This window comes from Ruegeria sp. C5, from assembly GCF_056537605.1.
This window is the reverse complement of the sequence record NZ_JBQFRX010000001.1, coordinates 217,319-244,180: the sequence shown is the minus strand read 5'-3', so window position 1 is coordinate 244,180 and position 26,862 is coordinate 217,319. Positions and strand designations below refer to the sequence as shown.

Annotated in this window: 25 protein-coding genes; 17 read left to right on the top strand and 8 right to left on the bottom strand. The window is 57.5% G+C overall.

Going from position 1 to position 26,862, the window contains the following annotated elements:
* Positions 1 to 2 precede the first annotated feature (2 nt).
* Both aroB and ACR0AW_RS01215 read right to left on the bottom strand, forming a co-directional pair.
* Positions 3 to 1,115, bottom strand: a complete 1,113-nt coding sequence (gene aroB / locus ACR0AW_RS01220) for a 3-dehydroquinate synthase (protein WP_170731983.1) — start codon at positions 1,113 to 1,115, stop codon at positions 3 to 5.
* On the bottom strand, positions 1,115 to 1,702 hold the full coding sequence (locus ACR0AW_RS01215; RefSeq protein WP_170731981.1) for a shikimate kinase: 588 nt from the start codon (positions 1,700 to 1,702) through the stop codon (positions 1,115 to 1,117). Before ACR0AW_RS01215 ends, aroB begins: the two co-directional genes overlap by 1 nt.
* Positions 1,703 to 1,781: 79 nt before the next feature.
* Here ACR0AW_RS01215 and ACR0AW_RS01210 point away from each other — a divergent pair, with 79 nt between their 5' ends.
* The 9 genes from ACR0AW_RS01210 (at position 1,782) to ACR0AW_RS01170 (ending at position 13,335) form a co-directional block, all read left to right on the top strand.
* Positions 1,782 to 1,931 (top strand): hypothetical protein, encoded by a 150-nt coding sequence (locus ACR0AW_RS01210; protein ID WP_170510340.1) that lies wholly within the window; start codon positions 1,782 to 1,784, stop codon positions 1,929 to 1,931.
* Positions 1,921 to 3,447, top strand: a complete 1,527-nt coding sequence (locus ACR0AW_RS01205) for a hypothetical protein (RefSeq protein ID WP_170731980.1) — start codon at positions 1,921 to 1,923, stop codon at positions 3,445 to 3,447. The genes ACR0AW_RS01210 and ACR0AW_RS01205 overlap by 11 nt, the downstream gene beginning before the upstream one ends.
* A 2-nt stretch (positions 3,448 to 3,449) precedes the next feature.
* Complete coding sequence (locus ACR0AW_RS01200; protein ID WP_170731978.1) at positions 3,450 to 4,406, top strand: site-specific tyrosine recombinase XerD; 957 nt, start codon at positions 3,450 to 3,452, stop codon at positions 4,404 to 4,406.
* 63 nt (positions 4,407 to 4,469) lie between these two features.
* Positions 4,470 to 5,777 (top strand): HlyC/CorC family transporter, encoded by a 1,308-nt coding sequence (locus tag ACR0AW_RS01195; RefSeq protein ID WP_170393312.1) that lies wholly within the window; start codon positions 4,470 to 4,472, stop codon positions 5,775 to 5,777.
* Between the two features lie 104 nt (positions 5,778 to 5,881).
* Positions 5,882 to 8,299 (top strand): GcvT family protein, encoded by a 2,418-nt coding sequence (locus ACR0AW_RS01190; protein ID WP_170731976.1) that lies wholly within the window; start codon positions 5,882 to 5,884, stop codon positions 8,297 to 8,299.
* Between the two features lie 31 nt (positions 8,300 to 8,330).
* Positions 8,331 to 8,945, top strand: coding sequence for a nucleotidyltransferase family protein (locus ACR0AW_RS01185; RefSeq protein ID WP_170510351.1), 615 nt, complete (start codon positions 8,331 to 8,333; stop codon positions 8,943 to 8,945).
* A 746-nt stretch (positions 8,946 to 9,691) separates the two neighbouring features.
* The gene (locus ACR0AW_RS01180) at positions 9,692 to 11,128 is read left to right on the top strand and encodes a DegQ family serine endoprotease (RefSeq protein ID WP_170731974.1); all 1,437 of its coding nucleotides are present in this window, start codon (positions 9,692 to 9,694) and stop codon (positions 11,126 to 11,128) included.
* A gap of 163 nt (positions 11,129 to 11,291) precedes the next feature.
* Entirely contained in the window at positions 11,292 to 11,972 is a 681-nt protein-coding gene (locus tag ACR0AW_RS01175) for a response regulator transcription factor (RefSeq protein WP_170393316.1), read from the top strand.
* The gene (locus tag ACR0AW_RS01170; protein ID WP_170731973.1) at positions 11,965 to 13,335 is read left to right on the top strand and encodes a sensor histidine kinase; all 1,371 of its coding nucleotides are present in this window, start codon (positions 11,965 to 11,967) and stop codon (positions 13,333 to 13,335) included. The genes ACR0AW_RS01175 and ACR0AW_RS01170 overlap by 8 nt, the downstream gene beginning before the upstream one ends.
* 35 nt (positions 13,336 to 13,370) lie before the next feature.
* On the opposite strand, the gene ACR0AW_RS01165 is transcribed toward ACR0AW_RS01170, so the two are convergent.
* Positions 13,371 to 14,594 (bottom strand): cytochrome P450, encoded by a 1,224-nt coding sequence (locus ACR0AW_RS01165; protein ID WP_170731971.1) that lies wholly within the window; start codon positions 14,592 to 14,594, stop codon positions 13,371 to 13,373.
* Positions 14,595 to 14,686: 92 nt separating this feature from the next.
* Here ACR0AW_RS01165 and ACR0AW_RS01160 point away from each other — a divergent pair, with 92 nt between their 5' ends.
* Positions 14,687 to 15,034 carry a TfoX/Sxy family protein gene (locus ACR0AW_RS01160; protein ID WP_170595853.1) on the top strand — a complete coding sequence of 116 codons (348 nt, stop codon included), beginning with the start codon at positions 14,687 to 14,689 and terminating at the stop codon, positions 15,032 to 15,034.
* On the opposite strand, the gene rpiB is transcribed toward ACR0AW_RS01160, so the two are convergent.
* From rpiB to ACR0AW_RS01145, 3 genes are all read right to left on the bottom strand, one after another.
* The gene (rpiB, locus tag ACR0AW_RS01155; protein ID WP_170405254.1) at positions 15,031 to 15,480 is read right to left on the bottom strand and encodes a ribose 5-phosphate isomerase B; all 450 of its coding nucleotides are present in this window, start codon (positions 15,478 to 15,480) and stop codon (positions 15,031 to 15,033) included. The genes ACR0AW_RS01160 and rpiB overlap by 4 nt on opposite strands.
* 118 nt (positions 15,481 to 15,598) lie before the next feature.
* Entirely contained in the window at positions 15,599 to 16,021 is a 423-nt protein-coding gene (gene ndk / locus ACR0AW_RS01150) for a nucleoside-diphosphate kinase (protein WP_008757405.1), read from the bottom strand.
* Positions 16,022 to 16,125: 104 nt separating this feature from the next.
* Positions 16,126 to 17,328, bottom strand: a complete 1,203-nt coding sequence (locus tag ACR0AW_RS01145; RefSeq protein ID WP_170405251.1) for a multidrug effflux MFS transporter — start codon at positions 17,326 to 17,328, stop codon at positions 16,126 to 16,128.
* A gap of 105 nt (positions 17,329 to 17,433) precedes the next feature.
* On the opposite strand from ACR0AW_RS01145, the gene ACR0AW_RS01140 reads away from it, so the two are divergent.
* From ACR0AW_RS01140 to ACR0AW_RS01110, 7 genes are all read left to right on the top strand, one after another.
* A complete protein-coding gene (locus tag ACR0AW_RS01140; RefSeq protein ID WP_170731969.1) occupies positions 17,434 to 19,287 on the top strand; it encodes an ABC-F family ATP-binding cassette domain-containing protein in 1,854 nt (617 codons plus the stop codon).
* Entirely contained in the window at positions 19,284 to 19,904 is a 621-nt protein-coding gene (locus ACR0AW_RS01135) for a MarC family protein (RefSeq protein ID WP_170393323.1), read from the top strand. The genes ACR0AW_RS01140 and ACR0AW_RS01135 overlap by 4 nt, the downstream gene beginning before the upstream one ends.
* Before the next feature lie 41 nt (positions 19,905 to 19,945).
* Positions 19,946 to 20,527 (top strand): TIGR02281 family clan AA aspartic protease, encoded by a 582-nt coding sequence (locus tag ACR0AW_RS01130; RefSeq protein ID WP_170731967.1) that lies wholly within the window; start codon positions 19,946 to 19,948, stop codon positions 20,525 to 20,527.
* Positions 20,528 to 20,576: 49 nt separating this feature from the next.
* A complete protein-coding gene (locus ACR0AW_RS01125) occupies positions 20,577 to 21,203 on the top strand; it encodes a hypothetical protein (protein ID WP_170731966.1) in 627 nt (208 codons plus the stop codon).
* 43 nt (positions 21,204 to 21,246) lie between these two features.
* Positions 21,247 to 22,461: an MFS transporter gene (locus ACR0AW_RS01120; protein WP_170510795.1), complete on the top strand. Its 1,215-nt coding sequence runs from the start codon at positions 21,247 to 21,249 to the stop codon at positions 22,459 to 22,461.
* The gene (locus tag ACR0AW_RS01115) at positions 22,458 to 23,054 is read left to right on the top strand and encodes a YceI family protein (protein ID WP_170731965.1); all 597 of its coding nucleotides are present in this window, start codon (positions 22,458 to 22,460) and stop codon (positions 23,052 to 23,054) included. Before ACR0AW_RS01120 ends, ACR0AW_RS01115 begins: the two co-directional genes overlap by 4 nt.
* Before the next feature lie 80 nt (positions 23,055 to 23,134).
* Positions 23,135 to 24,358 carry an MFS transporter gene (locus ACR0AW_RS01110; RefSeq protein ID WP_170731964.1) on the top strand — a complete coding sequence of 408 codons (1,224 nt, stop codon included), beginning with the start codon at positions 23,135 to 23,137 and terminating at the stop codon, positions 24,356 to 24,358.
* A gap of 31 nt (positions 24,359 to 24,389) precedes the next feature.
* Here the strand turns inward: ACR0AW_RS01110 and ACR0AW_RS01105 are convergent, their stop codons facing one another.
* Both ACR0AW_RS01105 and ACR0AW_RS01100 read right to left on the bottom strand, forming a co-directional pair.
* A complete protein-coding gene (locus ACR0AW_RS01105) occupies positions 24,390 to 26,063 on the bottom strand; it encodes a flotillin domain-containing protein (protein WP_170731963.1) in 1,674 nt (557 codons plus the stop codon).
* 35 nt (positions 26,064 to 26,098) lie between these two features.
* The gene (locus ACR0AW_RS01100; RefSeq protein ID WP_480776490.1) at positions 26,099 to 26,854 is read right to left on the bottom strand and encodes an OB-fold-containig protein; all 756 of its coding nucleotides are present in this window, start codon (positions 26,852 to 26,854) and stop codon (positions 26,099 to 26,101) included.
* Positions 26,855 to 26,862 lie beyond the last annotated feature (8 nt).

The following is a 26,862-nucleotide window of genomic DNA, read 5'->3' as shown; positions in this document are numbered from 1 at the left end:
TCTCAGCAGGCGGCCAGCGCATCATCAAGCACCGAGACCACTGTCTCGCGCGGCACTTCTGAAGTGACGAAGGCCTGTCCGATGCCTCGTGCCATAATGAAACGCAACTGGCCATCCATGACCTTTTTGTCCTGCGCCATCAGATCGACCAGCGTTTCTGCATCCGGCATTTCACCCGGAATATCGGCCAGATCAGTCTTCATGCCCATGGCGCGCAAATGCGCCCTGACACGGCTTGGATCTTCTTGCGGGCAAAGCCCCAAGCGAGAAGAAGTTTCAAACGCCAGCGCACAGCCGATGGCGACACCTTCACCGTGCAGCAATCGATCAGAATAATCGGTTGCAGCCTCAAGCGCGTGGCAGAAAGTATGACCCAGATTGAGCAGCGCCCGGTCGCCCTGCTCGGTCTCGTCGCGTGCCACGATATCGGCCTTCATCTGAACCGAGCGTGTGACGGCCTGCACGCGCGCAGCCATGTCGCCGGATGCTAACAGAGGCCCGTTATCTTCAAGCCACTCAAAGAACTGGGCATCGCCCAGCAGTCCATATTTGACGACTTCGCCATATCCAGCGAGAAAGTCCCGCGTCTGTAACGTACCCAGCACGTCCGTGTCGGCCAACACCAGTGACGGCTGGTGAAACGCTCCAATCAGGTTCTTGCCCTGTGGCGCGTTGATCCCGGTCTTGCCGCCAACCGAGCTGTCGACCTGTGCCAGCAGCGAGGTTGGTATCTGAACAAAGCGCACCCCGCGCCGCATCACTGCTGCAGCAAATCCCGCCAGATCACCGATCACACCCCCTCCTAGCGCAACGACGATGTCGTTCCGTTCGACCTTCTCTGCCAGCAACCATTCTACCGCGCGCTCAAAATGCGGCCAGCTTTTGGTGGCCTCACCCGCTGGCATTGCCAGAGCATTCATCTCGATCCCGGCTGAGGCCAGGCCTTCACGCAGTGCATCCAGATGCAGGCCCGCGACAGTCTCATCCGTCAGAACCGCGACACGCTTACGCTTTATCAGTGGAGCAATCCGTTCCCCAGATTGCGCCAAAAGGCCGGGGCCGATCTCTACATCATAAGAACGCTCGGCCAGATCAACATGTACGGTTTGATGCATTAAATTCGTTCCAAAATATCAGGGCGCGTCACCAATGCAGAGATCACCCGATCCACCATATCTTCGATTGCGGTTTCGCCATCTGAGTCAGCCACCAGATCGGCCTGTTCATAGATCGGCACGCGCGCCTCGTACAAACCGCGCAACGTTGCATACGGGTCTTCCGTACGCAGCAACGGGCGCGTGTCTTTATGTTTGACGCGATTCCACAACACGTTCAGATCGGCCCGCAACCACACAGATGCACCGCGATCTGAGATCATTTTTCGATTGCCTTCTGCCAGAAACGCGCCGCCTCCGGTCGACAGGATGCCTTTTTCCTCGTCCAAAAGCCGCCCGATGATCTGACTTTCCTTGCTGCGAAAGAACGCCTCACCATCACGGGCAAAGATCTCGGGGATGGTCATGTTGGCCGCCGATTCGATCTCGGAATCGCTATCGAGAAAGGGAACGCCGAGCCGCGCCGCAAGGGCCCGGCCCACCGCAGTCTTTCCAGCCCCCATCATTCCGACCAAAACGACGGTTTTGTGCAGTTGAAACTGCGCCGCTGTGTCGGAACGCACCGTGTTATGCTTAATTTCGCTCATTTCGTCGTGAATGACGTGATCTTAAGAAAAATGCTAGTTATAACTTGGGCAAAAGCAAAAATTGAGGCAGCGTTCACCCATGGGCCGTTTAATCAAGTTCCTGATTTACCTCATCTGCCTGTGTTTCATCGGGCTGGTTGGGTATGCCTATGTCGGGCCGTATTTTGGTGCGGACTTTTCCGCTCCTCAAAGTGAAGTCCGCGAACCGGTCATCTTGAATGCCGACTAAGACTACTCTTCTGGCGCTTTTTCTGGCCGGAACTGCGCAGGCACAATCGACGGAGCCCTTGTCGATCATCGACTGGCTGACCGACCCGCCTGAGAATCTGCCAGGCACAGTGCTATTAGAGCCACCTGTCACCCAGACAGGGTTACAGCCGGACGTGCAGGTCACCCCGCTTGAGGCGCTGTCGCCTCCGTTGGGTTTGGTGGCCTCTTCCGTCACGGGTCTGCCAGTCAACTTGTGGCAGAACAGCGATGCGGATCGTCTGGCGGAACTGATCGGGCAGGTGCGGGTCAAGTCCAACCCCGCAATGCAACGGCTGCTGTTCACCCTGCTCCTTTCCGAGGCACGTCCCCCAAGCGGAGGACAGGCAGAAGACAAATTGCTGATGGCGCGACTGGACCGCCTTATGCAATTGGGCGCATCCGATCCGGTACAATCTCTGGTTCAGCTGGCCGGTCCGACCGATACGCAAGCTCGTTTCAAACGCTGGTTCGATGCAACTTTGCTGACGGGTGACGAAGACCGGAGTTGCACCGCGCTAATCGCGCAGCCGAATTTGTCTCGGGATTACGCGGCGCAGATATTCTGCAAGGCTCGTCGTGGAGATTGGGCCTCAGCCGCGCTAACGCTCGAAGCCGCTCATGCGCTGCAGGTGCTTCCCGAAGACCAGCTTGCCTTGCTCGATCGCTTTCTCAGCCCGGAATTGTTCGAAGGGGCTGAGTATCTTCCTCAGCCCGACGACCCGAATCCGCTTACGTTCCGTCTGTTCGAAGCCATTGGTGAACGTTTGCCCACGGCTTCACTGCCAAGGGCGTTCGCCAATGCCGATCTGCGCGATGTGGCAGGCTGGAAAGCTCAGGTCGAAGCTGCTGAACGATTGACGCGGATTGGCGCGCTGACACCCAATCAGTTGCTTGGCCTATATACCGAACGTTCGCCGGCTGCTTCGGGTGCTGTCTGGGACCGCGTGGCTGCCATCCAACGGTTCGAAACCGCATTGGAAACCGGAAATCCCGAGGCAGTTTCCAAAACTCTTGTTGAGGTCTGGGCTCAGATGAAAACCGTCGGGCTTGAGGTTCCGTTTGCCGAACTTTTTGCCCCGCGTCTGGCAGCAATGAAACTATCAGGTTCGGCCGCCAAGAATCTGCGGTGGCGTATTCTGCTGTTGTCCGAGCTTTATGAAGACGCGGCGCAAGATGTGCCCGAAGGTTCCGATGCGAATATGTTTCTGGCCGCCCTGGCACAGGGCGATCCGCAACGCGCGCCGTCGCCAACCCCTCTGGCGGATGCCATTTCGCAGGGCTTTGCCTGGTCCGCGCCCATCCCTTCGGATATCGACGGGCTGCTGAGTAACGATCAATTGGGCGAAGCCATTCTGGAAACGATGCAATTGTTCGCCCATGGCGCGCGCGGCAATCTGGTCGACCTGACCGCTGCAATCGCTGCGTTCCGCCGCGTGGGTCTTGAAGACACCGCACGTCGGGCCGCGTTGCAGTTGATGATCTTGAACGGGGCTTGAGCATGACCGCGCCCGCGTCTCAGGAGCTGTGGATTTCCACCTTCCTCGAAGCGCAAGCTGCCGAGCTTGGCGCTGCCACCAACACCCTGCTCGCCTATGGCCGGGATCTGAAAGATTTCTCTGATTGGTTGACGCGTCGGAAATCGGGCTTTTCCGAAGCGGATCGCGATCGGATCGAAGGTTACCTGATCGATTGCGATGCGCAGGGCCTGTCGCGCTCGACAAGGGCACGGCGGTTGTCGGCGATCAAACAATTGTATCGATTTGCTTTCGAAGAAGGCTGGCGCGAAAGCAACCCGGCCATCCAGATCAAGGGACCAGGGCGCCCCAAGCGATTGCCTAAGACACTGGACGTGCCCGAAGTTGACCGCCTGCTTGCAACAGCGCGGCGCACGGGTCGTTCCGACGCAGACAAAATTCGCAACACGTGCCTGATGGAACTGCTCTATGCGACGGGGATGCGTGTGACAGAACTGGTATCGCTGCCGGTCAGTTCGGCCAGAGGTGATCCCCGCATGCTGCTGGTCCTCGGCAAAGGCGGGAAAGAGCGGATGGTTCCGCTGTCCCCCCCTGCCCGCGAGGCGTTGGCAGACTGGCTGCAAGCCCGCGATGCGGCCGAGGAAAAAGCCGTTTCCAAAGGGGGGCAAGCGTCGCGTTTCCTGTTCCCGTCGCGCGGGAAATCCGGTCACCTGACGCGGCATCGCTTCTTTCTGCTGGTCAAGGAACTGGCGATCGAAGGCGGTGTTTCGCCTGAAAAAGTCACACCTCATACGCTGCGCCATGCGTTTGCGACGCACCTGCTGGCCAATGGCGCGGATTTGCGCTCGATCCAGACGCTGTTGGGCCATGCAGATGTGGCGACAACCGAGATCTATACGCATGTTCTGGATGAGCGCCTGTCGGAACTGGTGTTGGAACACCACCCGCTGGCCAAAGACGACACCACAGATCAGGGCTAACCCCTTGATTGGTAGGGCCCGCACCCCCATAACGATTGCAGCAACACGAACAACCTAGGACCAATGGAACCCACTCCTTCTCTGCTTGATGGCGCATTCTGGATCACGACAGGATCCATTCTTCTTCTCCTTGTCCTCTCGGGCTTTTTCTCGGGCTCCGAAACTGCGCTGACCGCATCATCGCGCGGCAAGCTGAGAGCGCAGGCTGACAAAGGCTCGCGCGGGGCGAAAAAAGCGCTGGAAATCACCGATGATAACGAACGTCTGATCGGCTCGGTCCTTCTCGGCAACAACCTTGTCAACATCCTTGCCGCTTCGTTGGCAACCGCCCTGTTTACTCGCCTGTTCGGCGAAAGCGGTGTGGCGCTAGCGACGCTCGTGATGACCCTTCTGGTGCTGATCTTTGCCGAGGTGCTGCCCAAGACCTACGCGATTACCAACGCCGAAAAAGCCGCCGCCTTGGTGGCACCCGTTATCAGCGTCGTCGTAACGGTGTTCTCTCCGGTGGTGGCTGCCGTCCGACTGCTGGTGCGCGGTGTATTGCGCCTGTTCGGCGTACAGATCGACCCTGATAGCAACATCCTTGCGGTCCGTGAAGAAATCGCTGGCGCATTGCAACTGGGCCATTCCGAAGGTGTGGTCGAAAAAGAAGATCGCGACCGTATTCTGGGCGCGCTCGATCTTGGCGACCGCGCGGTGGAAGAGATCATGCTTCATCGCTCGAATATTGAGATGATCGATGCGGATGACGAACCCGAAGCGATCTTGAAACAATGTCTGGAAAGCCCGCACACCCGCCTGCCTGTGTTCCGTGAAGAACAGGAAAACATCGTGGGTGTCGTGCACGCCAAAGACCTGTTTCGCGCAATGTATGCGCAGGTAGGTGGCGCGGATGGTGATCCAGAGCGGCTTAAGAATTTCGACATCGCGAAGGTTGCCAACGATCCTTATTTCGTGCCCGAAACCACCACTCTGGACGACCAGATGCGTGAGTTTCTTCGGATGCACAGCCATTTTGCCTTGGTTGTCGACGAATACGGATCGCTGCGCGGGCTGATCACGCTGGAAGATATTCTGGAAGAGATCGTGGGCGAGATCGCAGACGAGTTCGACATCGACGAAGATGTCCCCGTTACCCGATCTGACGACGGCCAGTATCTGGTCGAAGGCGCGATGACCATCCGCGACGCAAACCGCGCGCTAGACTGGTCGCTGCCGGATGAAGAAGCCAACACGCTGGCCGGGTTGGTGATCCACGAGGCTCAGATGATCCCCATTGTGGGCCAAGTGTTCTCGTTCCACGGTTTCCGATTTGAGGTCACGGCCCGCGAAGGCAACAGGATCACCGCCCTCAAGGTTCGTCCTCTCTAAGCCCTACAGCGCGCGTATTCAGCAAACGACGCGCGGTGTCGCGAACGGAACTTAATACGCCAGAGCCCTCGGCAGGCTCGGCCAAAAGCCGAGGGAGAAACATCGTGAAAACCACCACCCGTGTCGCAGTTATCGGAGGCGGCGTTGTCGGATGCTCGGTCCTCTATCACCTGACCAAGCTCGGTTGGTCGGATGTGATGCTGCTGGAACGGTCTGAGCTGACCAGCGGTTCGACCTGGCATGCGGCGGGCGGGTTTCACACCCTGAACGGTGACACAAACATGGCCGCCCTGCAGGGCTATACCATCCGGCTGTACAAAGAGCTGGAAGAGATCACGGGCATGTCGTGCGGCCTGCACCACGTCGGCGGCGTCACGCTGGCCGACAATCAAGACCGGTTCGACATGTTGCTTGCCGAACGCGCCAAGCACCGATTCATGGGTCTTGAGACCGAGATCGTCGGGCCTGAGGAGATCAAAAAAATTGCTCCGATCACCAACACCGATGGCATCCTTGGTGCGCTGTATGATCCGCTGGACGGGCACCTTGATCCGTCGGGTACAACACACGCATACGCCAAGGCCGCGCGTATGGGCGGGGCTACGATCGAAACACATTGCATGGTGCGCGAGACCAACCAGCGCCCGGACGGAACTTGGGACGTGGTGACCGACAAGGGTACAATTCACGCCGAACATATCGTCAATGCGGGCGGATTGTGGGCGCGCGAGGTCGGTGCGATGGCCGGGATCTATTTCCCGTTGCATCCGATGGAGCATCAATATCTGGTCACCGATAACATACCCGAGATCGAGGCCATCATCGACGCAGGTAGCGAGCACCCGCATGTGATGGACCCCGCTGGCGAAAGCTATCTGCGGCAGGAAGGGCGTGGACTGTGCATCGGCTTCTACGAACAGCCCTGCAAGCCTTGGGCGGTCGACGGCACCCCGTGGGAGTTTGGCCATGAATTGCTGCCCGATGACTTCGACAAGATCACCGATAGCATCGAATTCGCCTACAAACGCTTCCCTGTTCTCGCTGAGGCGGGTGTCAAATCCGTCATCCATGGGCCGTTTACCTTTGCCCCGGATGGCAACCCTCTGGTCGGTCCGGTGCCTGGCGTGCGGAACTACTGGTCAGCCTGCGGTGTCATGGCCGGTTTCAGCCAAGGCGGTGGTGTTGGCTTGACCCTTGCTCAATGGATGATCGAAGGCGAACCCGAACGCGATGTGTTTGCCATGGATGTGGCGCGGTTTGGCGATTGGATCAGCCCGGGCTATACGCGCCCCAAGGTGATCGAGAACTATCAGAAGCGGTTCAGCGTCGCTTATCCGAACGAGGAACTGCCTGCAGCGCGTCCCAACCGAACCACACCAATGTACGACATCTTCAGCGATCTCGGTGCCGTTTGGGGGCAGCAATACGGGCTGGAAGTACCAAACTACTTTGCCCAAGGCGATGAACCGGATTTCGAGACACCCTCGTTCCGCCGTTCCAACGCCTTTGAGGCCACCGGCCGCGAAGTTCGTGCCGTGCGTGGAGGTGTTGGGATCAACGAAGTCCACAATTTCGGAAAATACCGTATTACCGGTGCCGGTGCTCGTGCATGGCTGGATCGCATCATGGCGGGCCGCATACCCAAACCAGGCCGCGTTTCACTGACGCCAATGTTGTCGCATAAAGGTAAGCTGATCGGCGATTTCACCGTCTCCGGCTTGGGCGACGACCTGTTTCACCTGACCGCCTCCTACGGCAGTCAGGCATTTCATATGCGCTGGTTCCTGAAAAACCAGGACCATGGCGTGGGCATCGAGAACATCAGCGACCGGTTGAATGGGTTTCAGATCGCAGGCCCCAAGGCCACCGAGGTTTTGTCGGCCTGCACCCGAGAAGCAGTCAACTCGCTCAGGTTCCTCGACGTGCGCGAGATGACAATTGGCATGACCGACTGCATCGTTCAGCGTGTCAGCTATACCGGCGATCTGGGTTATGAGATTTATTGCGACCCAATGGCCCAACGGCAACTATGGTGGAACCTGTGGCAAGCGGGTCAAGCCCATGACATGACCCCATTTGGCATGCGCGCAATGATGAGTCTGCGTCTGGACAAGTTCTTTGGCTCGTGGATGCGAGAATTTTCACCCGACTATACAGCGGCAGAAACCGGGTTGGATCGGTTCATCTCATTCTCCAAGAACAGTGATTTCATCGGCCGAGCAGCGGCCGAGGCCGATCGCGCATCTGGCGTTGATCGCTGCTTGGTGGCTTTTGAGGTCGACGCGGCAGATGCGGATGTAAACGCGTACGAACCGATCTGGTTAGACGGCGCTGTTGTCGGCTTCTGTACATCTGGTGGGTATTCGCACTTTGCGGGCAAGTCGATTGCCATGGGGTTCCTCCCGACTGAACAGGCCACCGAGGGACGTGCGGTTGAAATTGAAATTCTAGGTCAGATGCACAAAGCGCGTGTCATCACGACCCCACTTTTCGATCCCGATGGCGCAAGAATGCGGGGATGACTTATTAATCCACCGACGGCATGCTTGCGAAATGACCCAGATTCCCATCATCCTGCTCGCTGCCGGGCAATCCAGCCGCATGGGTGGTGCTGATAAGTTAATGCAACCGATTGAAGGCGTGCCGCTTCTGCGCCGAGTGGCTCAGCGGGCGCTTGCCGCAGGTCACGTTATCATCGCCCTGCCCCCGGCCCCACATCCCCGATATACGGTGCTGGAGGGCCTCGGTGTTCAACTGGTCGAAATCCCAAATGCGCAAGAAGGCATGAATGCCAGTTTGAGAGGCGCAATGGCCTCCGTTCCAGCAAATGCACCTGCGGTCATGATCCTGTTATCGGACCTTCCGGACCTCACAACCCAAGACCTGAACAGTGTTCTCCGATCAGTCAAAACCCACCCTGACAATCTGATATGGCGTGGGGCTACTGACGAAGGCGCTCCCGGCCATCCTGTCGTGTTTGATCGTTCTCTATTTTCAGAGCTTTCGGAACTGAACGGTGACAGCGGCGCGCAGATTGTCGTGCAACGTTACAAGGGCAAGGTTCATCTGCATCGCCTGCCCGCCCAGAATGCGCTGCTTGATTTGGATACACCCGCCGATTGGACCCGTTGGAGTGCGGGCCGACCGCAAAAGCAGCCCCTCAAATAAACGCGACCCGGTCAATAATGACCGGGTCGCATGCCCAAAAACAGGACTACCACTTTCACCAATCTCTAAAGCGCGGTCAGATCGCCAATCAGGCTTCCCGACGTTGTGCTGCTGAACCTAAACAAGACCCCCTCGTTAACATGCCGCTCAGCGCTATGGAGACTGAGATGCGCCTTTGACACCCCCTAGTGCCTAAGGCCCCCCTCACTTGGGCAACTCCAATGTCGCTGATCCGATGCGTTCAAACAATGTAAAATTGGATGAAATGGTAAATTTCAGCGCAGGCGCACTGGCTTTTGAGCAACAATGCAACACTCTGGATTCTACCAATGGTTGCATCGACTTATACTTTTTCCAGAAGTTTCCGTCAGTTGCGCACTTAGAATACGGCTAACTTACCTATTTCAAAGGCATCGACGGGCGTGTTCGAAATTTGAACACTGCATCTCACGCAACTTTTAGGAGAAGTATTTTTGAGACCGCAAAAGCGTCGTTTCTTTGTTAACAAAAATGAATCAATTCAATGCTTTTTCGAATTTATTGACTTTATCGGCAACAATCCACCGATTCGCCACATAGCACCCAAGCTGATTCTTGCTACCCGAGCACGTTGAACGGAGTCATTAAAGCGGCGAAACGTGGCGAAATTAAGGTTTCTTAATATTTCTCTCAGGATATCCCAAGGTTGCCAGTGCATCTCCTCTCTCAATGCGCGGGATCAACCGCCGAAATAGACAGGAGTCAAAATGAGCATCCGTAAATCCTCACTGCTTATTCCACGCACATCCAGCTGGATGGGAGCTACCGCACTGGGCGCGGCCATGATGGCCACCACCGCCCTGCCCGCAATGGCAGACGAGGCTCTGGCCGATCTGGTCGAAACCGTCTCGCCTTCGGTGGTCACGATCACCGCCAGGCAAGATGCCAAACCACGCCCCACACAAGGTCAGGAGTTCGACCTCGAAAACCATCCCTTTGGCGAGTTCTTTAAACGGTTCGGCGGTCCTGAAGGATTTGACATGCCGCAGCGAGGCCCCAGCCAGGGTTTGGGATCAGGCTTTGTGCTGGATAAGGCAGGATACATCGTCACCAACCACCACGTTGTCGACAACGCCAGCGAAGTGACCGTACGTCTGAGCGATAACCGCACATTCGAAGCTGAAATCGTTGGTACAGATCCGCTTACGGACATCGCCGTGCTTAAAATCGACGCAGGAGAAGACCTGCAAGCCGTTCAAATGGGTGACAGCGATGTCATTCGCGTGGGCGAAGACGTCGTCGCCATCGGCAACCCGTTTGGCCTGAATGCAACCGTTACGACCGGTATTGTTTCCGCGAAGGGGCGCAATATTTCGGAAGGCCCCTACGCCGAATTTATTCAGACCGATGCTGCAATCAACAAAGGCAACTCGGGAGGTCCGCTATTCAACATGGATGGTGAGGTGATCGGTGTGAACTCGGCGATCTATTCGCCCAGCGGCGGCTCAGTCGGGCTCGGCTTTGCGGTGACTTCGAATATTGTAGATCACATCACGGCTGATCTGCGCGATGACGGCGAGGTCAGCCGCGGTTGGTTGGGAGTGTCGATCCAGAATGTCAGCCCCGAACTGGCTGCTGCGATGGGTATCGATACGGCAACAGGTGCACTGGTATCGGATGTTGTACCTGACAGCCCGGCCGATGGCGTACTGCAGCAAGGTGACGTGATCCTGACCTTCAATGACGAAGCCGTTGATTCCAGTAGCGATCTTCCGATCCTGGTTGGCACGACCAAGGTAGGTACTGATAGCACGCTGACTGTTCTTCGAAATGGCAAAGAAGAACAGATCGAACTGACAATCGGTCAGCATCAGTCAGCCTCGGCGGCTACCGATAGCGTGGTTGAAGACAAGTTCGAAGGTACGTCGCTGGGCGTAACCGTGGCACCGCTGACCGAAACCGCCCGCGCCGAGATTGGCGTGGCCGAGAACGTCGATGGTGTTGTTGTCACCGATCTGGAGCCCGAAAGCCCTGCGGCCAAGGCCGGATTGCAGCGTGGTGATGTGATCGTTCGACTGGGCAATCTGGATACAGTTACGCCAGACGCTTTGAAAGAAGCGCTGGAGAACGAAAAGACGGATCCAGCTCTGGTTTTGATCAATCGCGGTGGCAACCAGATCTTCGTCGCGGTCGAAATCGCCTAACCCTACACCTAAGCGCGCCACATGATGGGGAAATTTGGAGCGCTTATTCTGGCAGGCACGGATTGTCCACGTGCCGCCGGAACTGCCGGGTGCACCTTTGCACCCGGCATGTTTTTTTCAAAGAGTATGTGTGTTTAAATCCCATTGGGAAGGAGCCCTGACCATGAGCAGACGCTTGTTGATCGTTGAAGATGACCAAGACACACGGGACTTCATTGCCAAGGGATTTGGTGAAGAAGGCTATGTTGTCGAAGTCGCATCAGATGGCCGCGAAGGCCTGTACCACGCAACTGACGGCGGATTTGATGCGGTCGTACTGGACCGAATGCTTCCCGGGCTGGACGGGTTATCACTGATTAAGTCAATGCGTGCGGCTGGGTTGAAAACACCTGTTCTGATGTTAACCGCCATGAGTGCAGTGGACGAGCGAGTCAAAGGCCTCCGCGCGGGCGCAGACGATTATCTGGTCAAACCATTTTCATTCCAGGAACTTCATGCCCGGATCGAAGCCCTGTTGCGTCGACCGCAAGAAGCCGAAGAAACGCCGACCCTTGCCTGCCGCGATCTCGAAATGGATCTGTTGACCCGCAAGGTCACACGCAACGGTCGTGAAATCACCCTGACCCCGCGCGAATTTCAAATTCTGGAGTTCTTTCTGCGCCGAAAAAACCGCGTCGTCTCGCGCACGATGTTGCTTGAAGGTGTGTGGGATTACCACTTTGACCCGAACACCAACGTGGTCGACGTCCATATTTCGAAACTGCGCCGCCAGCTTGATGAAGACGGAGCTGACCCGGTGATTGAAACAGTCCGAGGCGCCGGATACATGGTTTCGGATGGATAACCTGCGCCTGTCGCTGAAAAACTCTCGTACTCGGTTGGTTCTGGCCAGCATGGTGCTTAGCACTTTGCTGACGGCGACCGTTCTGACGATGGTGTATTTTACGGCCAATCGCACGATTTCAGGCGAGACGCGTTCGGTCGTTCAGGCCGAGCTTACGGGCCTCGCAGATGAATATGAACGGCGTGGCATGATCGGGTTGATCTCTGCCATCGACCGCCGTTTGCCGACAGCGGCTGAGCGGGATGCCTTGTACCTGCTGACAGGTCGGCAAGGCACGAAACTGGCGGGCAACCTGACGCATTGGCCGGAAGGGATAACTCCGGGCAGCGGCTGGGTCGATCTTCAGCTTCGCAAAGAAGATACGGATCAATATGTCCCGATCTCTGCCGCTTCAGTCCGGCTGCCGGGTGGTGAGAGGCTGCTTGTCGGGCGTGATTCATTGGCCAGACAGCAATTCGACCGGGTTCTGTTCCGGTCTGTCGCGCTGGCACTTGCCACGGCATTGGCGCTGAGTTTATTGACCGGCTGGCTGCTGACCCGGCTGGTGTTTTCACGACTGAAAGACATCGCCAATACAGCCGACAATATCGTTTCCGGAGATTTAGCTCTGCGCATGCCTCTACGAGGCACGGGCGATGAATTCGATCAGGTCGCGGCCACATTGAACAACATGCTGGATCGTATTGAAGAACTGATCAGCAACCTGCGCACAACGTCCAATTCTATTGCTCATGACCTGCGCTCTCCCCTGTCGCGACTGCGGCAACGGGTCGAATCCCTGGCTGAGCCCGGCAAAAGCGATCAAGATCGCGAGATCGACATGGCGCGCGCGACCGGCGAGATTGATCACCTGCTGCGCGTTCTCAGCCAACTGACCGAGATTTCGCGTGCCGAGGCCGGTCTGGGCCGCGAACAATTTGAACCGGTAAAGCTTTTGCAACTGGTCGGTGACGTGGTTGAGTTATACGAACCTGTCGCGTCTGATCAGAACATCCGACTTGAGGTCGTTGGAAACGCGTACCCAATCCAAGGCCATCGCCCTCTGCTGTCTCAAGCACTGTCGAACCTTCTTGAAAACGCCATGCGCTACGCCCCGACTGGCACGGCGATCACCATCGAAATTCGAGACGACGGCGACTATGCGTTACTCAGCGTTCGCGACCGGGGCCCTGGCGTACCAGAATGCGATCTGCCCCGATTGCAGATGCCGTTTGTCACGCTTGATCCCGCAAGGACCGGGCGCAATGCCGGTCTTGGACTAGCGCTTGTGGCGGCAATTTCGCATATGCACGGCGGCACGTTTCTTGCGCGTAACCGGAAGCCAGGGCTTGAGACAACTCTGAAGTTGTCACGCAATTCGTAATTACATGAAGAACATCTACTATAGCCTTGATAAAATTACATAACTGCAGGCAAGGAAGCGTAACCGTGAAAGCGAATGCGACCACCCTGCACCCGTTTTCCTTGAATCTGGTAATCGGGAAAACGATTCAACAACCGGCCCAATGCAACACGACCTTCAAGACGCGCCAAAGTCAGGCCAACGCAGACATGCGGCCCGCCTGCGAAGGCCAGGTGCCTGTTCGGCTTGCGTGTGATGTCAAACCGGGTCGGGTCGGTGAACACCTCGGGATCACGGTTCGCTGCCCCGATACATAGATGCAGGTTCGTTCCTTTGGCGATCTGATGTCCTCGGATTTCAACGTCCGACGTAGTTTCCCGGTTGCCAAATTGGTTGGGCGACCGAAAGCGCAAGACCTCTTCAACCGCCGGAGCAATCAATTCGCCATCTTCCAACAGTCTTTGGCGTTGTTCTGGATAGTCATGAAGCAGCGCCAGTCCATTGCCGATCAGATTGGTGGTCGTTTCGTGGCCCGCGTTCAGTATGAAGATGCAGTTTTGCAGAAGCTCAATCTCGCTCAGCATCTCATCCGCGCCTTCGCCACGGATCAGACGTGTCAGAACATCTGTTTCCGGATCTCCCGGTTTTGCGCGACGACGGGCGACGAGATCCCGAAGGTAAGTTTTGAAGTCGCGAACAGCAGTGTGACCCTTTTCCAGCTTAGCTTCCGTCAAAGCGGGTTCCAAAGCACCAAGGATAGCCAGAGACCAATCGCGCAGAGGCGCGCGTTCATCCATCGGTACATCCAGCAGATTGCCGATGATCTGGATTGGAATGGTCGAGGCAAAATCCGCAATCAGATCAACCCGTCCCCTGCCCGCCATATCATCCAGCAGCGTATCAACGGTTTCGATCAGACCCGGCTCCATCCGCGCGATTGCCCGGGGCGTCAGGGCTGAGGTCATGATCTTGCGCACCCGCGTGTGCAGCGGCGGATCGGAGAACACCAGTGAAGTTGTATGATGTTCGAATAACGGCGAGCCAACACCGAATTTAGGGCCGAACGCAGCCTCCTTATCCGAAGAATAAAGCGTCGTGTTGCGATAAATGGCATCCAGATCCGCATGGCGCGACAACAACATGGAACCGTCCGGCTGCCGCAATATTGGCGCATGCTCAAGCAGAGCATCGTAAAGGGGGAACGGGTCGTCGACAAACCCCTCGGGCGGGTTCATCAGGTCCAGATTTTGCGCGGCATTCTCTAGGCTTAGATCGTTCATTCTTGGCCCCTCCAACGCTTGGGTAGCGGAAAGGGAAGCTGCAAACAACCTTGAGCGGGTGACAGGCCGTATCGGGCGGGATAAGACAAGGCATGTCTGATCCGATATCCTCCATCCGCAATCTTGGCCCGGCGTTCGAGCAAGCCTGCGCGCGTGCGGGCATTATGACAGCTCAGGAGTTGCGAGCGTTGGGAGCAGACGAGGCATATGCGCGCCTGTTACAGGCCGGGACGCGCCCTCATTTCATCGGCTATTATGTGCTGGTCATGGGCTTGCAAGGCCGCCCTTGGAACGACTGCAAGGGCGAGGAAAAGAAAGCCTTGCGCGAACGATTCGATGCGATCAAAGCCGGAGTCAGCATAGCGCCAAAGCATCAGATGATTGCCGATCTTGATGCTTTGGGCGTGCGAATTTCAGCCAAGGATTTGGCGGCAGACTAGGCTTCGAGCGCCCCGATCATATCGACCCGCGTTGCGTGGCGACCACCTTCGAATTCGGATGTCAGGAAAGCAGCCGTGATTTCCAGTGCTTGCTTTTCATCGATAATCCGCGCCCCCAGCGAGAGCATGTTTGCGTCATTGTGCTGACGGATCATCTGGGCCGAAAAGACATCACTGCAAACGCCACATCTGACGCCGTTGATTTTGTTCGCCGCCATCATGATACCCTGACCGGTGCCACACAAGATGATACCAAAGCGACAATCACCCGAAGCCACAAGGCGCGCTGCGGCAGCTCCGTGTTCGGGATAATGAGTGCTTTCCGATGTGGTCGGGCCGATATCTACGGCCTCCCAACCTTCGGCTTCAACGTAAGCAGAGATAGCCTGCCTGAGGTCGATTGCAGCGTGATCACTGGAAAGAACAATGCGTTTGTTTGTGCTCATGACGGCATTTCGCTCCTGTCGACTAAAGCAATGCGGACAAACACTCTTGAGCCCTGCCCTCATAAGAAAGGCCGCACCCGATATGGGGTGCGGCCCAAAGCTAGGATCTGACGGCCGATTAGCCGACCAGTTCGATGCCCGAGAAGAAGTAGGCGATCTCAACCGCGGCAGTTTCCGGTGCGTCCGAACCGTGGACCGAGTTTTCGCCGACCGATTCAGCGAACTCGGCGCGGATGGTGCCAGGTGCTGCGTCTGCAGGGTTGGTTGCGCCCATGACTTCGCGGTTCTTTGCAATGGCACCTTCGCCTTCCAGAACCTGAACAACAACAGGGGCCGACGACATGAATTCGCACAGTTCGTCATAGAACGGACGCTCGGCGTGCACGTCATAGAACTTGCCAGCTTGGGCTTTGGTCATGTGGATGCGCTTTTGCGCGACGATGCGCAGGCCAGCTTCTTCGAACTTGGCATTGATCTTGCCAGTCAGGTTGCGGCGGGTTGCATCGGGTTTGATGATCGAGAATGTGCGTTCCAGTGCCATGTCGGCCTCTCCTTGACTTTAGGGCGCGACACCCGCGCCGAAATCCATCGCGCGCCGCCTAACATGGTATTTGCCTCATGAAAAGCGTTATGATCGTTTATCGCTCAGATCGCCTCAGGCAGTGGGTCGGTACGATCCAAACGACGGACATAGAGCACTGCTAAAAGACCAGCAAAGCTGCTGCCGCACATCATGCTCAGCACCAGATAAGGCCCGTTTTCGGGGCTTACGAACGTCCCGGTCATCATGGTCAAGACCGCCCCCAGCGCCACGATCAAAGCGCCTGATAAGCCGGCCGCGCTGCCAGCCAATTTCGGGCGTACCGACATCACCCCGGCCGAGGCATTTGCATTGGTCAGACCATTTCCGAAACCAACGCAGATGGCGGATCCAAAAAACACCCAGACCGAGCCCATATTGCCGATGAACAGCAGCAGCCCGCAAAATGGCCCAACCGAGGCCACGACCCGACCGAACAAGATCATTGTCGTCAGCTGGGTACGCTTTGCGATGCGCCCTGTAACAAAGTTGCCGACCATAAAACCGCCAGTAATGATCCCGATGCCCAGACCCAGCATTGCTGGGCTCAGATCGAACCAGGCTGCGGCGACCAGAGGCGCGCCGGTGATAAAACTAAAAAAACCGCCGATGGAGAACGCGGCGCATAAGGCGTAACCCCAGAACCTACGCGCGCGGAACAAATGCGGGTATTCCCGCATCTGCGCCGCGAAAGTCGACGAGCGGTTGGTGTTGGTTTCACCCATGTCAGCCCAAAGCAGCAACAGCACCCCTGCCCCAAGCAGCGAATACAGCACGAACCCGGCCCGCCAACCAAAAAGCATATCCAGCGCGCCACCTAGCATTGGCCCAAGCATCGGTGCCAGTGCCATGGCCATTGCGACATAGCCCAGCTTGCTCGCGGCCTCGTTTGGTGGATATCGGTCGCGGATCGAAGCACTCGACAGCACCGGCCCGGCCACCACCGCCGCCTGAATCATCCGAAACGAAAGGAAAACCCAGATTGACTCGGCTAAGACGCATCCAATTGAAGCGGCGACAAATATGACCATCGCAATCAACAAGACAGGTCTTCGCCCGTAGCGATCCGACAGCGGCCCGACGATCAACTGCAAGACCGCCGAGACAAATAGGTATCCTGCGACGGCCACGTTCATCAGGCCATAATCCACGCCGAAATCTTCGCTCATATGCGCCAGCGACGGCAGGAACATGTTCAGTGTCAGAACCGAGAGCGCCGTTGCAAAGATCAGCGTTATCAGGGTCGGAGGAGATTGAGCCGCACGCATATCGAAACCGTTTGGAAGACGAACCGGAACAGCGCTAACACATTGCTTCTGGCTTGAACATGGTGACCTCTGGCGGCGTCTTGGATGCTCTGATAAGAGCGCCTCATGTTACGGATCGATAACATCACATACGCCGTTGAAGGGCGTCCTCTGTTCGACGGGGCCAGTGCGACCATTCCCGATGGCCACAAGGTCGGCCTTGTCGGGCGCAATGGTACCGGAAAGACGACGCTCTTTCGGTTGATCCGGGGCGAGCTGTCGCTGGAATCAGGCAATATATCCCTGCCCAAACGTGCGCGGATCGGGGGCGTGGCGCAGGAAGTGCCATCCTCGGATGTCTCGCTGATCAACACGGTTCTGGCCGCGGATGTGGAACGCAGCACATTGATGGCCGAAGCAGATAGCGCAATAGATCCGAACCGCATTGCTGAAATCCAGACACGGCTGGCTGATATTGATGCTTGGTCGGCTGAGGCTCGGGCAGCCTCGATCCTCAAAGGACTGGGCTTTGACGATGAGGATCAGCTGAAACCCTGTTCGGATTTCTCGGGCGGATGGCGCATGAGGGTAGCGCTGGCGGCCGTACTGTTTTCGCAGCCTGACCTGTTGCTGTTGGACGAACCGACCAATTATCTGGACCTTGAAGGTGCGTTGTGGCTTGAAAGCTATCTGGCCAAATACCCTCACACCGTCATCATCATCAGCCACGACCGGGGGTTGTTGAACCGCGCCGTCGGATCAATTCTGCATCTCGAAGATCGCAAACTGACTTATTACGCGGTTCCCTACGACAAGTTTGCCGAACGTCGCGCTGAACGTCTGGCACAAGCAGAGTCGGAAAACGCCAAGGCCAAGGCCCGCATCGCACATCTGCAAAGTTTCGTGGATCGTTTCCGCTATAAGGCGTCAAAGGCCGTACAGGCCCAGTCTCGTTTGAAGATGATCGAGCGCATCCAACTGGTTTCAACTCCGCAAGAGGCGGCTTTGCGCGCCTTTTCATTCCCCGAGCCAGAAGAGCTGTCGCCACCGATCATTCAGCTTGAAGGAGGCGTGACCGGTTATGGTGAGACCGAGGTTCTGCGACGACTGAACCTGCGTATTGATCAGGATGATCGCATCGCTCTGCTAGGCAAGAATGGTCAGGGCAAGTCGACCCTTTCGAAACTGCTATCTGACCGCCTACCCCTGATGGCGGGTAAAATGACCCGAAGCTCCAAGCTGCGCATCGGCTATTTCGCGCAGCATCAGGTAGATGAGCTGCATGTGGACGAAACACCATTGGATCACTTGCGCCGCCTGCGCCCTAATGAGGCGCCCGGCAAGTGGCGCTCGCGTCTGGCGGGGTTCGGATTGAACGCGGATCAAGCGGAAACGCTGGTCGGTCGCCTGTCGGGCGGACAAAAGGCGCGCTTGTCGCTGCTGATCGCTACCATCGACGCGCCGCATATGCTGATCCTTGACGAACCGACGAACCATCTGGACATCGAAAGCCGCGAAGCGTTGGTCGAGGCACTGACTGCCTATTCCGGCGCGGTCATCTTTGTCAGCCACGACATGCATCTACTGTCGCTTGTCGCTGATCGGCTATGGCTGGTCTCGGATGGCACCGTGAAGCCATTCGATGGCGATCTTGAGGCCTATCGCACTCTTTTGCTGGCCCGCGAGAAACCGGTCAAAGATAAACTACAGGCGCCCAAACCCAAACGTGCGTCACGCGAGACCGTATTGGCCCTGCGTGCGGATCTGCGCAAATGCGAAGACCGGGTCGAGAAACTGACCAATATGCACGACAAGCTTTCTGCCAAGCTGGCGGATCCTGCGCTTTATGAAGATGACCGGATCAACGATCTGGAAACCTGGAACCGCAAATTCGCCGAGGTGGTCGAAGCCATGCAAAAGGCTGAAGCCCTATGGGTCGCCGCCGCAGAACGGTTGGAACAGGCAGAGAGCGCAGCATGATCGACATGGCCTTTTTCATAACGGCTTTCACCACGATGTTTGTGGTGATCGACCCTTTCGGAACCACGCCAATTTTCGTTGCCTTGACGCAGGACATGGATGCGGCCACACGCCGTAAGATTGCCATTCGCAGCTGCCTGACCGCGGTTTTCATCCTGATCGCCTTTGCCGCTTTTGGTGAAGCGGTTCTTGGATTCGTCGGCATCTCGATGGAAGCCTTCCGCGTTGCAGGTGGCGCGCTTTTGTTTCTGACTGCGCTGGACATGCTGTTCGACCGCCGTACCAAACGCCGCGAGGACCGCGCCGAGGAAGAAGATCATTCTGACCCTTCGGTGTTCCCTTTGGCCATCCCCCTGATCGCGGGCCCCGGATCGATCGCAACAATCATTCTTTTGGCCGGACAAAACCCGGGCGTCCCTGGGATCGCAGCGGCCTGCGCTGTTATGCTGGCCGTCATGTTGGTTGTATTTGTGTTCTTTCTGGCCGGAGGCATGATCGCCCGTATTCTTGGTAAGACCGGGCTGAACGTGCTGACACGGCTGCTGGGTATGCTGCTGGCTGCACTGTCGGTTCAGTTCATTCTTGATGGCCTCAAAGCCTTTGGTTTCGCCTCGTGAAACACCATATTGGTATGAGAAAACTGATTTCGGGTGATTGAATGGACGGCTACGATATTGGGCGCTTGACCTATCTGGTTCTGCTGGGTGCGGCCCTGTTGATGTGGTTTATCACTCAGAACCGTCAGTCTTTGGGCAAAACCATGCAGCAGGTCGCGGCTTGGGTGTTTATCTTTATCGGTGTCATTGCCGTTGTCGGATTGTGGGATGACATCCGTTCAACCGTCAGCCCGACCCCGCAACTGACTGTGACCGATCAGCGGATTGAAGTGCCCCGCTCTTATGATGGACACTACTATTTACCAATGCTGGTGAATGGCACAGCGGTGACCTTTCTGGTCGATACCGGGGCCAGCAATATCGTCATCAGCCCGAAAGATGCCGAACGAATTGGAATCGATACGGATCAATTGAACTATCTCGGCCGCGCCTCGACGGCCAATGGCATTGTGCGTACAGCGCCGATTCGGCTGGACAGCCTGTCTTTGGGCCCCATCACCGATCGCGATATCCTGGCCTCGGTCAATGAAGGCGATCTGGGTCAATCCTTGCTAGGGATGGCGTATCTGCACCGCTTTTCGAACATCCAGTTCGCAGATGGGCGTCTAATCCTGTCGCGTTGACCGCATTCCCCAATTGAGAACAAAATGAGAACATGCTAATTTGATCAGCATGTCCACCAATCTTCTTGGCCGCAAGCCCGCGCGCACCCCACCCGGGGTGGCCCTGCACCCACAGATCAGTCTGCAACTGGCCCGTGTACACGAAGCCTGCGGCCCTGCCCGGCGTAGCTTTGCTCTGTGGATAGCGGGGCAGACTCAAGGGCCAGTGATGTGGATTGCCCCGGCTTGGGAGGTGGCGCAGCTACATCCCGAGGGCATGCTGCCTTTTGCCGATCCGTCCCGGTTTCTGCTGATCCGCCCTGACAAACCCGAAGACCTGTTGTGGTGCATGGAAGAAGCCTTGCGCAGCGGTGCCGCCCCGTTGGTCATTGGCGATTTGCCCGGCCCGCCGGGTCTGACCCCGGTCCGGCGGATGCATCTGGCTGCCGAACAGGGCGGCATATCGGGACAGGCTCCGCTGGGGCTATTGCTGACGCCTGACGATGGTGGCGCACAGGGGATTGAGACGCGCTGGCATATGGTGCCCACCTATCGGGACGAGGCCTGCAGTTGGTGTCTGACCCGCCGCCGCGCCCGCGCCCTGCCCCCGGCCAGTTGGCACGTGACGCGGGCTGCTCCTCATTGCGGACTGCAGTTAAAGCAGATCAAATCCGAAGACGCCCCGATGATCACATAACTTGTGACTGGCCAAAACCGGACTTGCCCCCTAGCGTGCCGGCATGACACACCCGATCCATGACAGCCGATATTCGTGGCTTCGCCTGCTGATCACCCTGGCCATCGCAACCGTGGTCAATGTGGGCATGTGGGCTGTGATCGTCGTCATGCCCGCCATCGAGGCCGAGTTTGGCGCAGACCGAGCCGCGGCGTCGATGCCCTATACGCTCGCCATGATCGGCTTTGCCTTCGGCAACATGTGGCTGGGCAAGCTGGTGGACCGACTGGGCGTGACAATGGCGTTGATCGGCGCCGCTGTGCTGAGCGCGGTAAGCTATCTGCTGGCAACCCTTGCGCCGAATATTGCGCTGCTGTCGGTTGCGCATCTTCTGCTGGGGCTCGGCACGTCAATCGGATTTGGACCGCTGATCGCCGATATCTCGCATTGGTTCATGCGCAGGCGAGGGATTGCCGTGGCACTGGTGGCCAGTGGCAACTACCTGTCGGGCGCGATCTGGCCCACGCTGCTGTCGGGCATTCTGCAGCGCGACGGGTGGCAGCAGGTTTATCTGAGTCTCGCCGTCATCACCCTGGTCGCCGTCATTCCTCTGTCCCTGCTTTTGCGCAGACAGGTCCCCGTCGAGGCGCATGGCACGGCAGCAGCGGCAGCACAGGTCAAAGCACAAAGCGTCGGCTTTTCACCCCGCGCCCTGCAGTACATCCTCGGGCTGGCTGGTATCGGCTGCTGCGTGGCCATGTCGATGCCCCAGGTCCATATTGTCTCCTATTGTGTGGGCTTGGGCTATGGCCCGGCCGTTGGTGCCGAGATGCTGTCTCTGATGCTGTTGGGCGGCGTGGTTAGCCGCATCATCTCGGGGCTTGTCGCGGACCGGTTGGGAGGGCTTTCAACACTGCTGATCGGCTCGGTCCTGCAATGTATCGCTCTGTTCCTGTTTCTCCCTTATGATGGGATGGTTTCGCTTTATGTCGTCAGCATGCTATTCGGGCTGGCCCAGGGTGGTATCGTCCCCAGCTACGCGCTGATTGTACGTGAATATATGCCCCCGCAAGAGGCCGGTGCGCGCGTGGGTTTTGTCATGATGATGACTATCCTCGGCATGGCTCTGGGTGGTTGGATGTCGGGCTGGATCTATGACGTGACTGGCAGTTATCAGCTTGCTTTCATCAATGGCATCCTTTGGAACGGGCTGAACATCGCAATCGTGCTGATGCTCATGAAACGCTCGCGCCCGCGCGGTCGCACGGCGATGGCATGAGGAACCTTACCCGACGCAGCCTGATTGCAAGCCTTTGCGCGTTACCAATGGCACGGGCAGCGATGGCCGCCCTCACCCCATATGCGCTGGCAGCATCGCGCAGTTCCGTTGGCTTCACCTATGATTTGTCCGGCGCGCTTCAGACGGGCACGATGCCAGTACAGTCGGCCCAAATTCTGATTGATACCAATCGCTTGCAAAACAGCCGGGTCGATGTCGTGCTGGACGTGGCCCGGGCGCGGACGAACCTACCATTTGCCCGAGGTCCGATGTTGGGAAAAAGTGTGTTGAACGCTGCCCAATACCCCACCATCCGTTTCATCACGACTAAGATTCAGCTGGGACCCACTGGCCGTATCTCGGAAGGTGCAACCGTGACCGGCGCTCTGACAGTGCGCGGTATCACGCGTCCGGTGACTTTGAGCGCCAATCTGTATCGGAGACCGGGAAGCGCGGTGGATGATTTGGACACCCTGTCCATCCGGCTAGAGGGGGCGATCAATCGAAATGAGTTTGGCGCGTCTGGATATCCTGATCTTGTACAACCCACGATCGGCCTGGACATCCACGCCGAAATCATCCGGCAGGATTAACCACAAAAAGGCAAAAAACGACGTCAGGGCGTCGATTAGGCGCGCGCATTTCGTGGCGACAAGGTCAAGTTGCACCTATCATGCGTACGATCATTTCATTTGCCGCCCTCTTTCTTTCGGTCATTCTGCTGCAGCTCTCAACGGGCGGTGTTGGTCCGCTGGATGCAATCTCGGGGCTGACGCTTGATTTTTCGACCGAACAGATCGGTCTGCTGGGGTCATCGCACTTCATTGGGTTCTTTGTTGGTTGCTGGTGGGCTCCGCGGCTTATGGGCAGTGTCGGGCACTCGCGCGCATTTGCGGTCTGCACCGCCTTGGGCGCGATGGGGTTGCTGGGGCATACGCTGACTGAAAACCCTTATGTCTGGGCCGCGCTGCGTATCGCGTCGGGCACCTGTGTCGCAGGTTGTTACACCGTGATCGAGGCTTGGCTGAACGCCAAGGTCACCAACGAAACCCGTGGGCGCGCGATGGGTACCTACCGTATCGCCGATATGGGGGCCTCGCTTTGTGCACAGCTTATCATTGCTGTTCTGCCACCCGCCTCTTACGTTTCATACAACCTGCTTGCGATCCTATGCTGTGCATCGATCTTGCCCCTGGCCCTAACTCGCGCCAGCCAACCCAAGACACCGGACACCCCGCGCCTGCGCCCCAAGCTGGCCTGGCACAGCTCACCACTGGCTGTGGCGGGCGTTATCGTGGCTGCGCTCAGTTCGGCATCATTGCGCATGGTCGGCCCGGTATACGGTCAGGAGGTCGGACTGGGCGTAGATCAGATTGCATTCTTTCTGGCCTCTTTCGTTCTGGGCGGCGCACTGGCCCAGTACCCCTTGGGTTGGCTCGCAGACAAGTATGATCGACGCTGGGTGCTGATCTGGCTATCCGTGGCAGCGGTGCTAAGCTGCGGTGTCACGATGTTGGCTAGCGGAACTGGAACGGTCGGCGTTATGCTGGCCGCCGGGTTCTTTGGCCTGACCACGTTTCCGATTTTCTCGGTTTCCTCGGCCCATGCAAATGATTTTGCCACGACCGAACAACGCGTTGAATTGGCAGCAGCGTTGATGTTCTGGTATGCATTGGGGGCGATTGCCTCGCCCTACATCTCATCCACGTTGATCCAGCAATTCGGCCCCGGAGCCCTGTTTGCTTTTGTTGCATTGGGTCATCTGTTTCTTATTGTCTTTGGCCTCGCCCGTATGCGTTCGCGCCCGACGCCCGAGAAACGGACGAATTATGTCTATGCACCGCGCACATCCTTTACCATCGGCAGGCTGCTCAAGGGTTCTCGCGAAAAGCAATGAAAAAGGGCCGGGAAATCCCGGCCCTTCTGTTTTACTGCTGGACCGCTGGCCCGTGGTCCTCGACCGCGTCGACCACCTCATCTGGGTCCCCGGTGCTCTCAAGCGCACCGTTCACTACGCCCCCGACGCCGTTCTCCATGGACAAGCCAAGCTCTTCGCCCAGTTTCTTGAGCGCTGGCATCTGCACGGCCATTCCCATGATCGAATCCAACGCCTGATTGACGACCGGCTTTTCACCGCTTGAAACACCACCACCATTGGCAGCTCCGATCCCACCAACCTGATGGATTTTGATCGAGTCGATTTTTTCGGCCGGCTTGACCATTTCCGAGATGATCGAGGGCATGGTTTCAATGCGGGTCAAGTCGACCTTCATCCGGATCTGCTCAGGTGACAGGGCATTGTCCGCCTCTACGATCGCACGCTTACCTTCCGCCTCGGCCAGCATGTCGTTTTTCTTGGCCTCGGCGCGAATGTTCAGCGCGTCTGCTTCGGCCTGCGCTTCCTCGCGGCGGGCTTCGGCGCGGTCTGCGGCGGCCTCTTTCTCGGCCTGCGCTGACAAACGGATCGCGGTGGCCTGACGTTCGGCCTCACGGGTGGCTTCAATCAGAACAATCTGCTTCTGACGCTCGGCCTCGGCCACTTCGCGCGCCGTAGCCACAGCTTCGGTTGCTTTGGTCGCCTCGGCTCTAGCCAGATCGGCGGATGCGCGCGCGCGGCTTTCCTCTTCGGATTTCTGCGCGATGATGATCTGGCGTTCCTGTTCTGCCACTTCGATCTCACGCTCTTTGGCGATCTCGGCATCGCGGATCTTGCGCTCGCGCTCAATCTCGGCGGAACGAATGGCCTCTTCACGGGCAATCCGGGCGCGTTCGGTTTCGCGTACCGAGTCTTCAGTTCGCGCAGCGATCTCCGCCTCTTGCGCCACACGAAGAGTTTCCACCTTCTGCGCCTGCTCGATGCGCGCCTGCTGTTCGTCCTGTTCGATCAGCAACTTCTGACGCTCCGCTTCCATCGCCGCACGACGCACCTCAACCTCGGCCTCGGCGTCGATCTGCGCGCGTTCTTTCTTGGATATGGCAATCACCTCGGCCAGCTTGCGCATACCCACGGCGTTAAAGGCGTTGTTCTCGTCCAGCGCTTCAAACGGCGTCTGGTCGAGCGCAGTTAGCGAGACGGATTCCAGCGACAAACCGTTCTTCAGCAAGTCTTCGGACACCGCATTCTGCACTTCCTGCACAAAGTCGGCGCGGTTTTCATGAAGACCATCCATGGTCATCTGAGCGGCCACGGCACGCAGACCGTCGATCAGCTTGCCTTCGATCATCTCACGCAGTTGCTCGACGTCAAAGGTGCGATCACCCAGCGTTTGCGCGGCGCGCGCGATGCCCTCTTCAGTCGCCATCACCGAGACGTAGAATTCGACACCCACGTCGACACGCATCCGGTCTTTGGTGATAAGCGCGGCCTCACCGCTGCGCTGCACCTCAAGGCGCAGAGTCTTCATGTTGACCGGGCTGACTTCGTGCAGCAACGGTACGATGATGACGCCGCCATCCATAATGACCTTTTTGCCACCCGCGCCGGTTTTCACCAGGCTGATCTCGCGCGTGGCGCGTCGATAAAGGCGGCCAAGTACAAGGCCTATGAACAAGAGTACGGCTAAAATAGTCACAACTGTAATGGCCAGGAATGATAGTTCCATGCAATATCCTCCGGATTGGGGTTAAGATTTTTTGGTTAAACTGACATGCGAACCAGAACGAACCGGTCGCGCCGTCGATCACGCAGAACAAGGACTTCTGTTCCCTGCTCCAGCGAATCTTTGTCCTGCAACGGCTCTGCGCGCAGGTAGTGCGTGTTGCCAAAGCGATCCATGACGCGGACTTCGGCTGGACGGCCTCGCGATGCGATACCCTGAGTGATCACGCCACGGCGGCGGGCCAGCATCCGTTCCGACATCGCTTCGGTTTCGGTTTTGGGCAGGAGGCGAGCGAAGACACCACCAAAGCCACGTGCGAACCATAGGCCGAATACTCCGGCCGGAATCGCGGCCAACCATGCAGGTAAGTCAAAGCCCAGCAGATCACGCAGCGCCAGTTGCAGGCCTATGCCACTCAGGCCGAAACCAGCCAGCAGCACAACGAGCCAGATCATGAATGGCATCTTGCCAATGCCCAACCAGCCAAACGGGCCGACGGGCGTAGCCGCAGGCACATCGGTTTCAATTTCGGCCAGTTCCAAGTCACCCAGATCGATGTCGGCGTCGATATCCAGATCAAAGTCGGCGACGTCCAGATCGGGCGCGTCGACCATGTCCAAATCAACCTCGCCCTCGCCTGCCAGAAGACTTCCCCCGAAAACCAATGCGATCAGTTCAAGGCCCAGAAGACCGAACAAAAGCGCAAGCGCCAAGGTAAAGGGCACAAATGCGCCCTCTAGTAAAAAGTCGAACATCAGCAGATTGCCCTCGTTATTGTATACTTTTGTATACACTACAAATG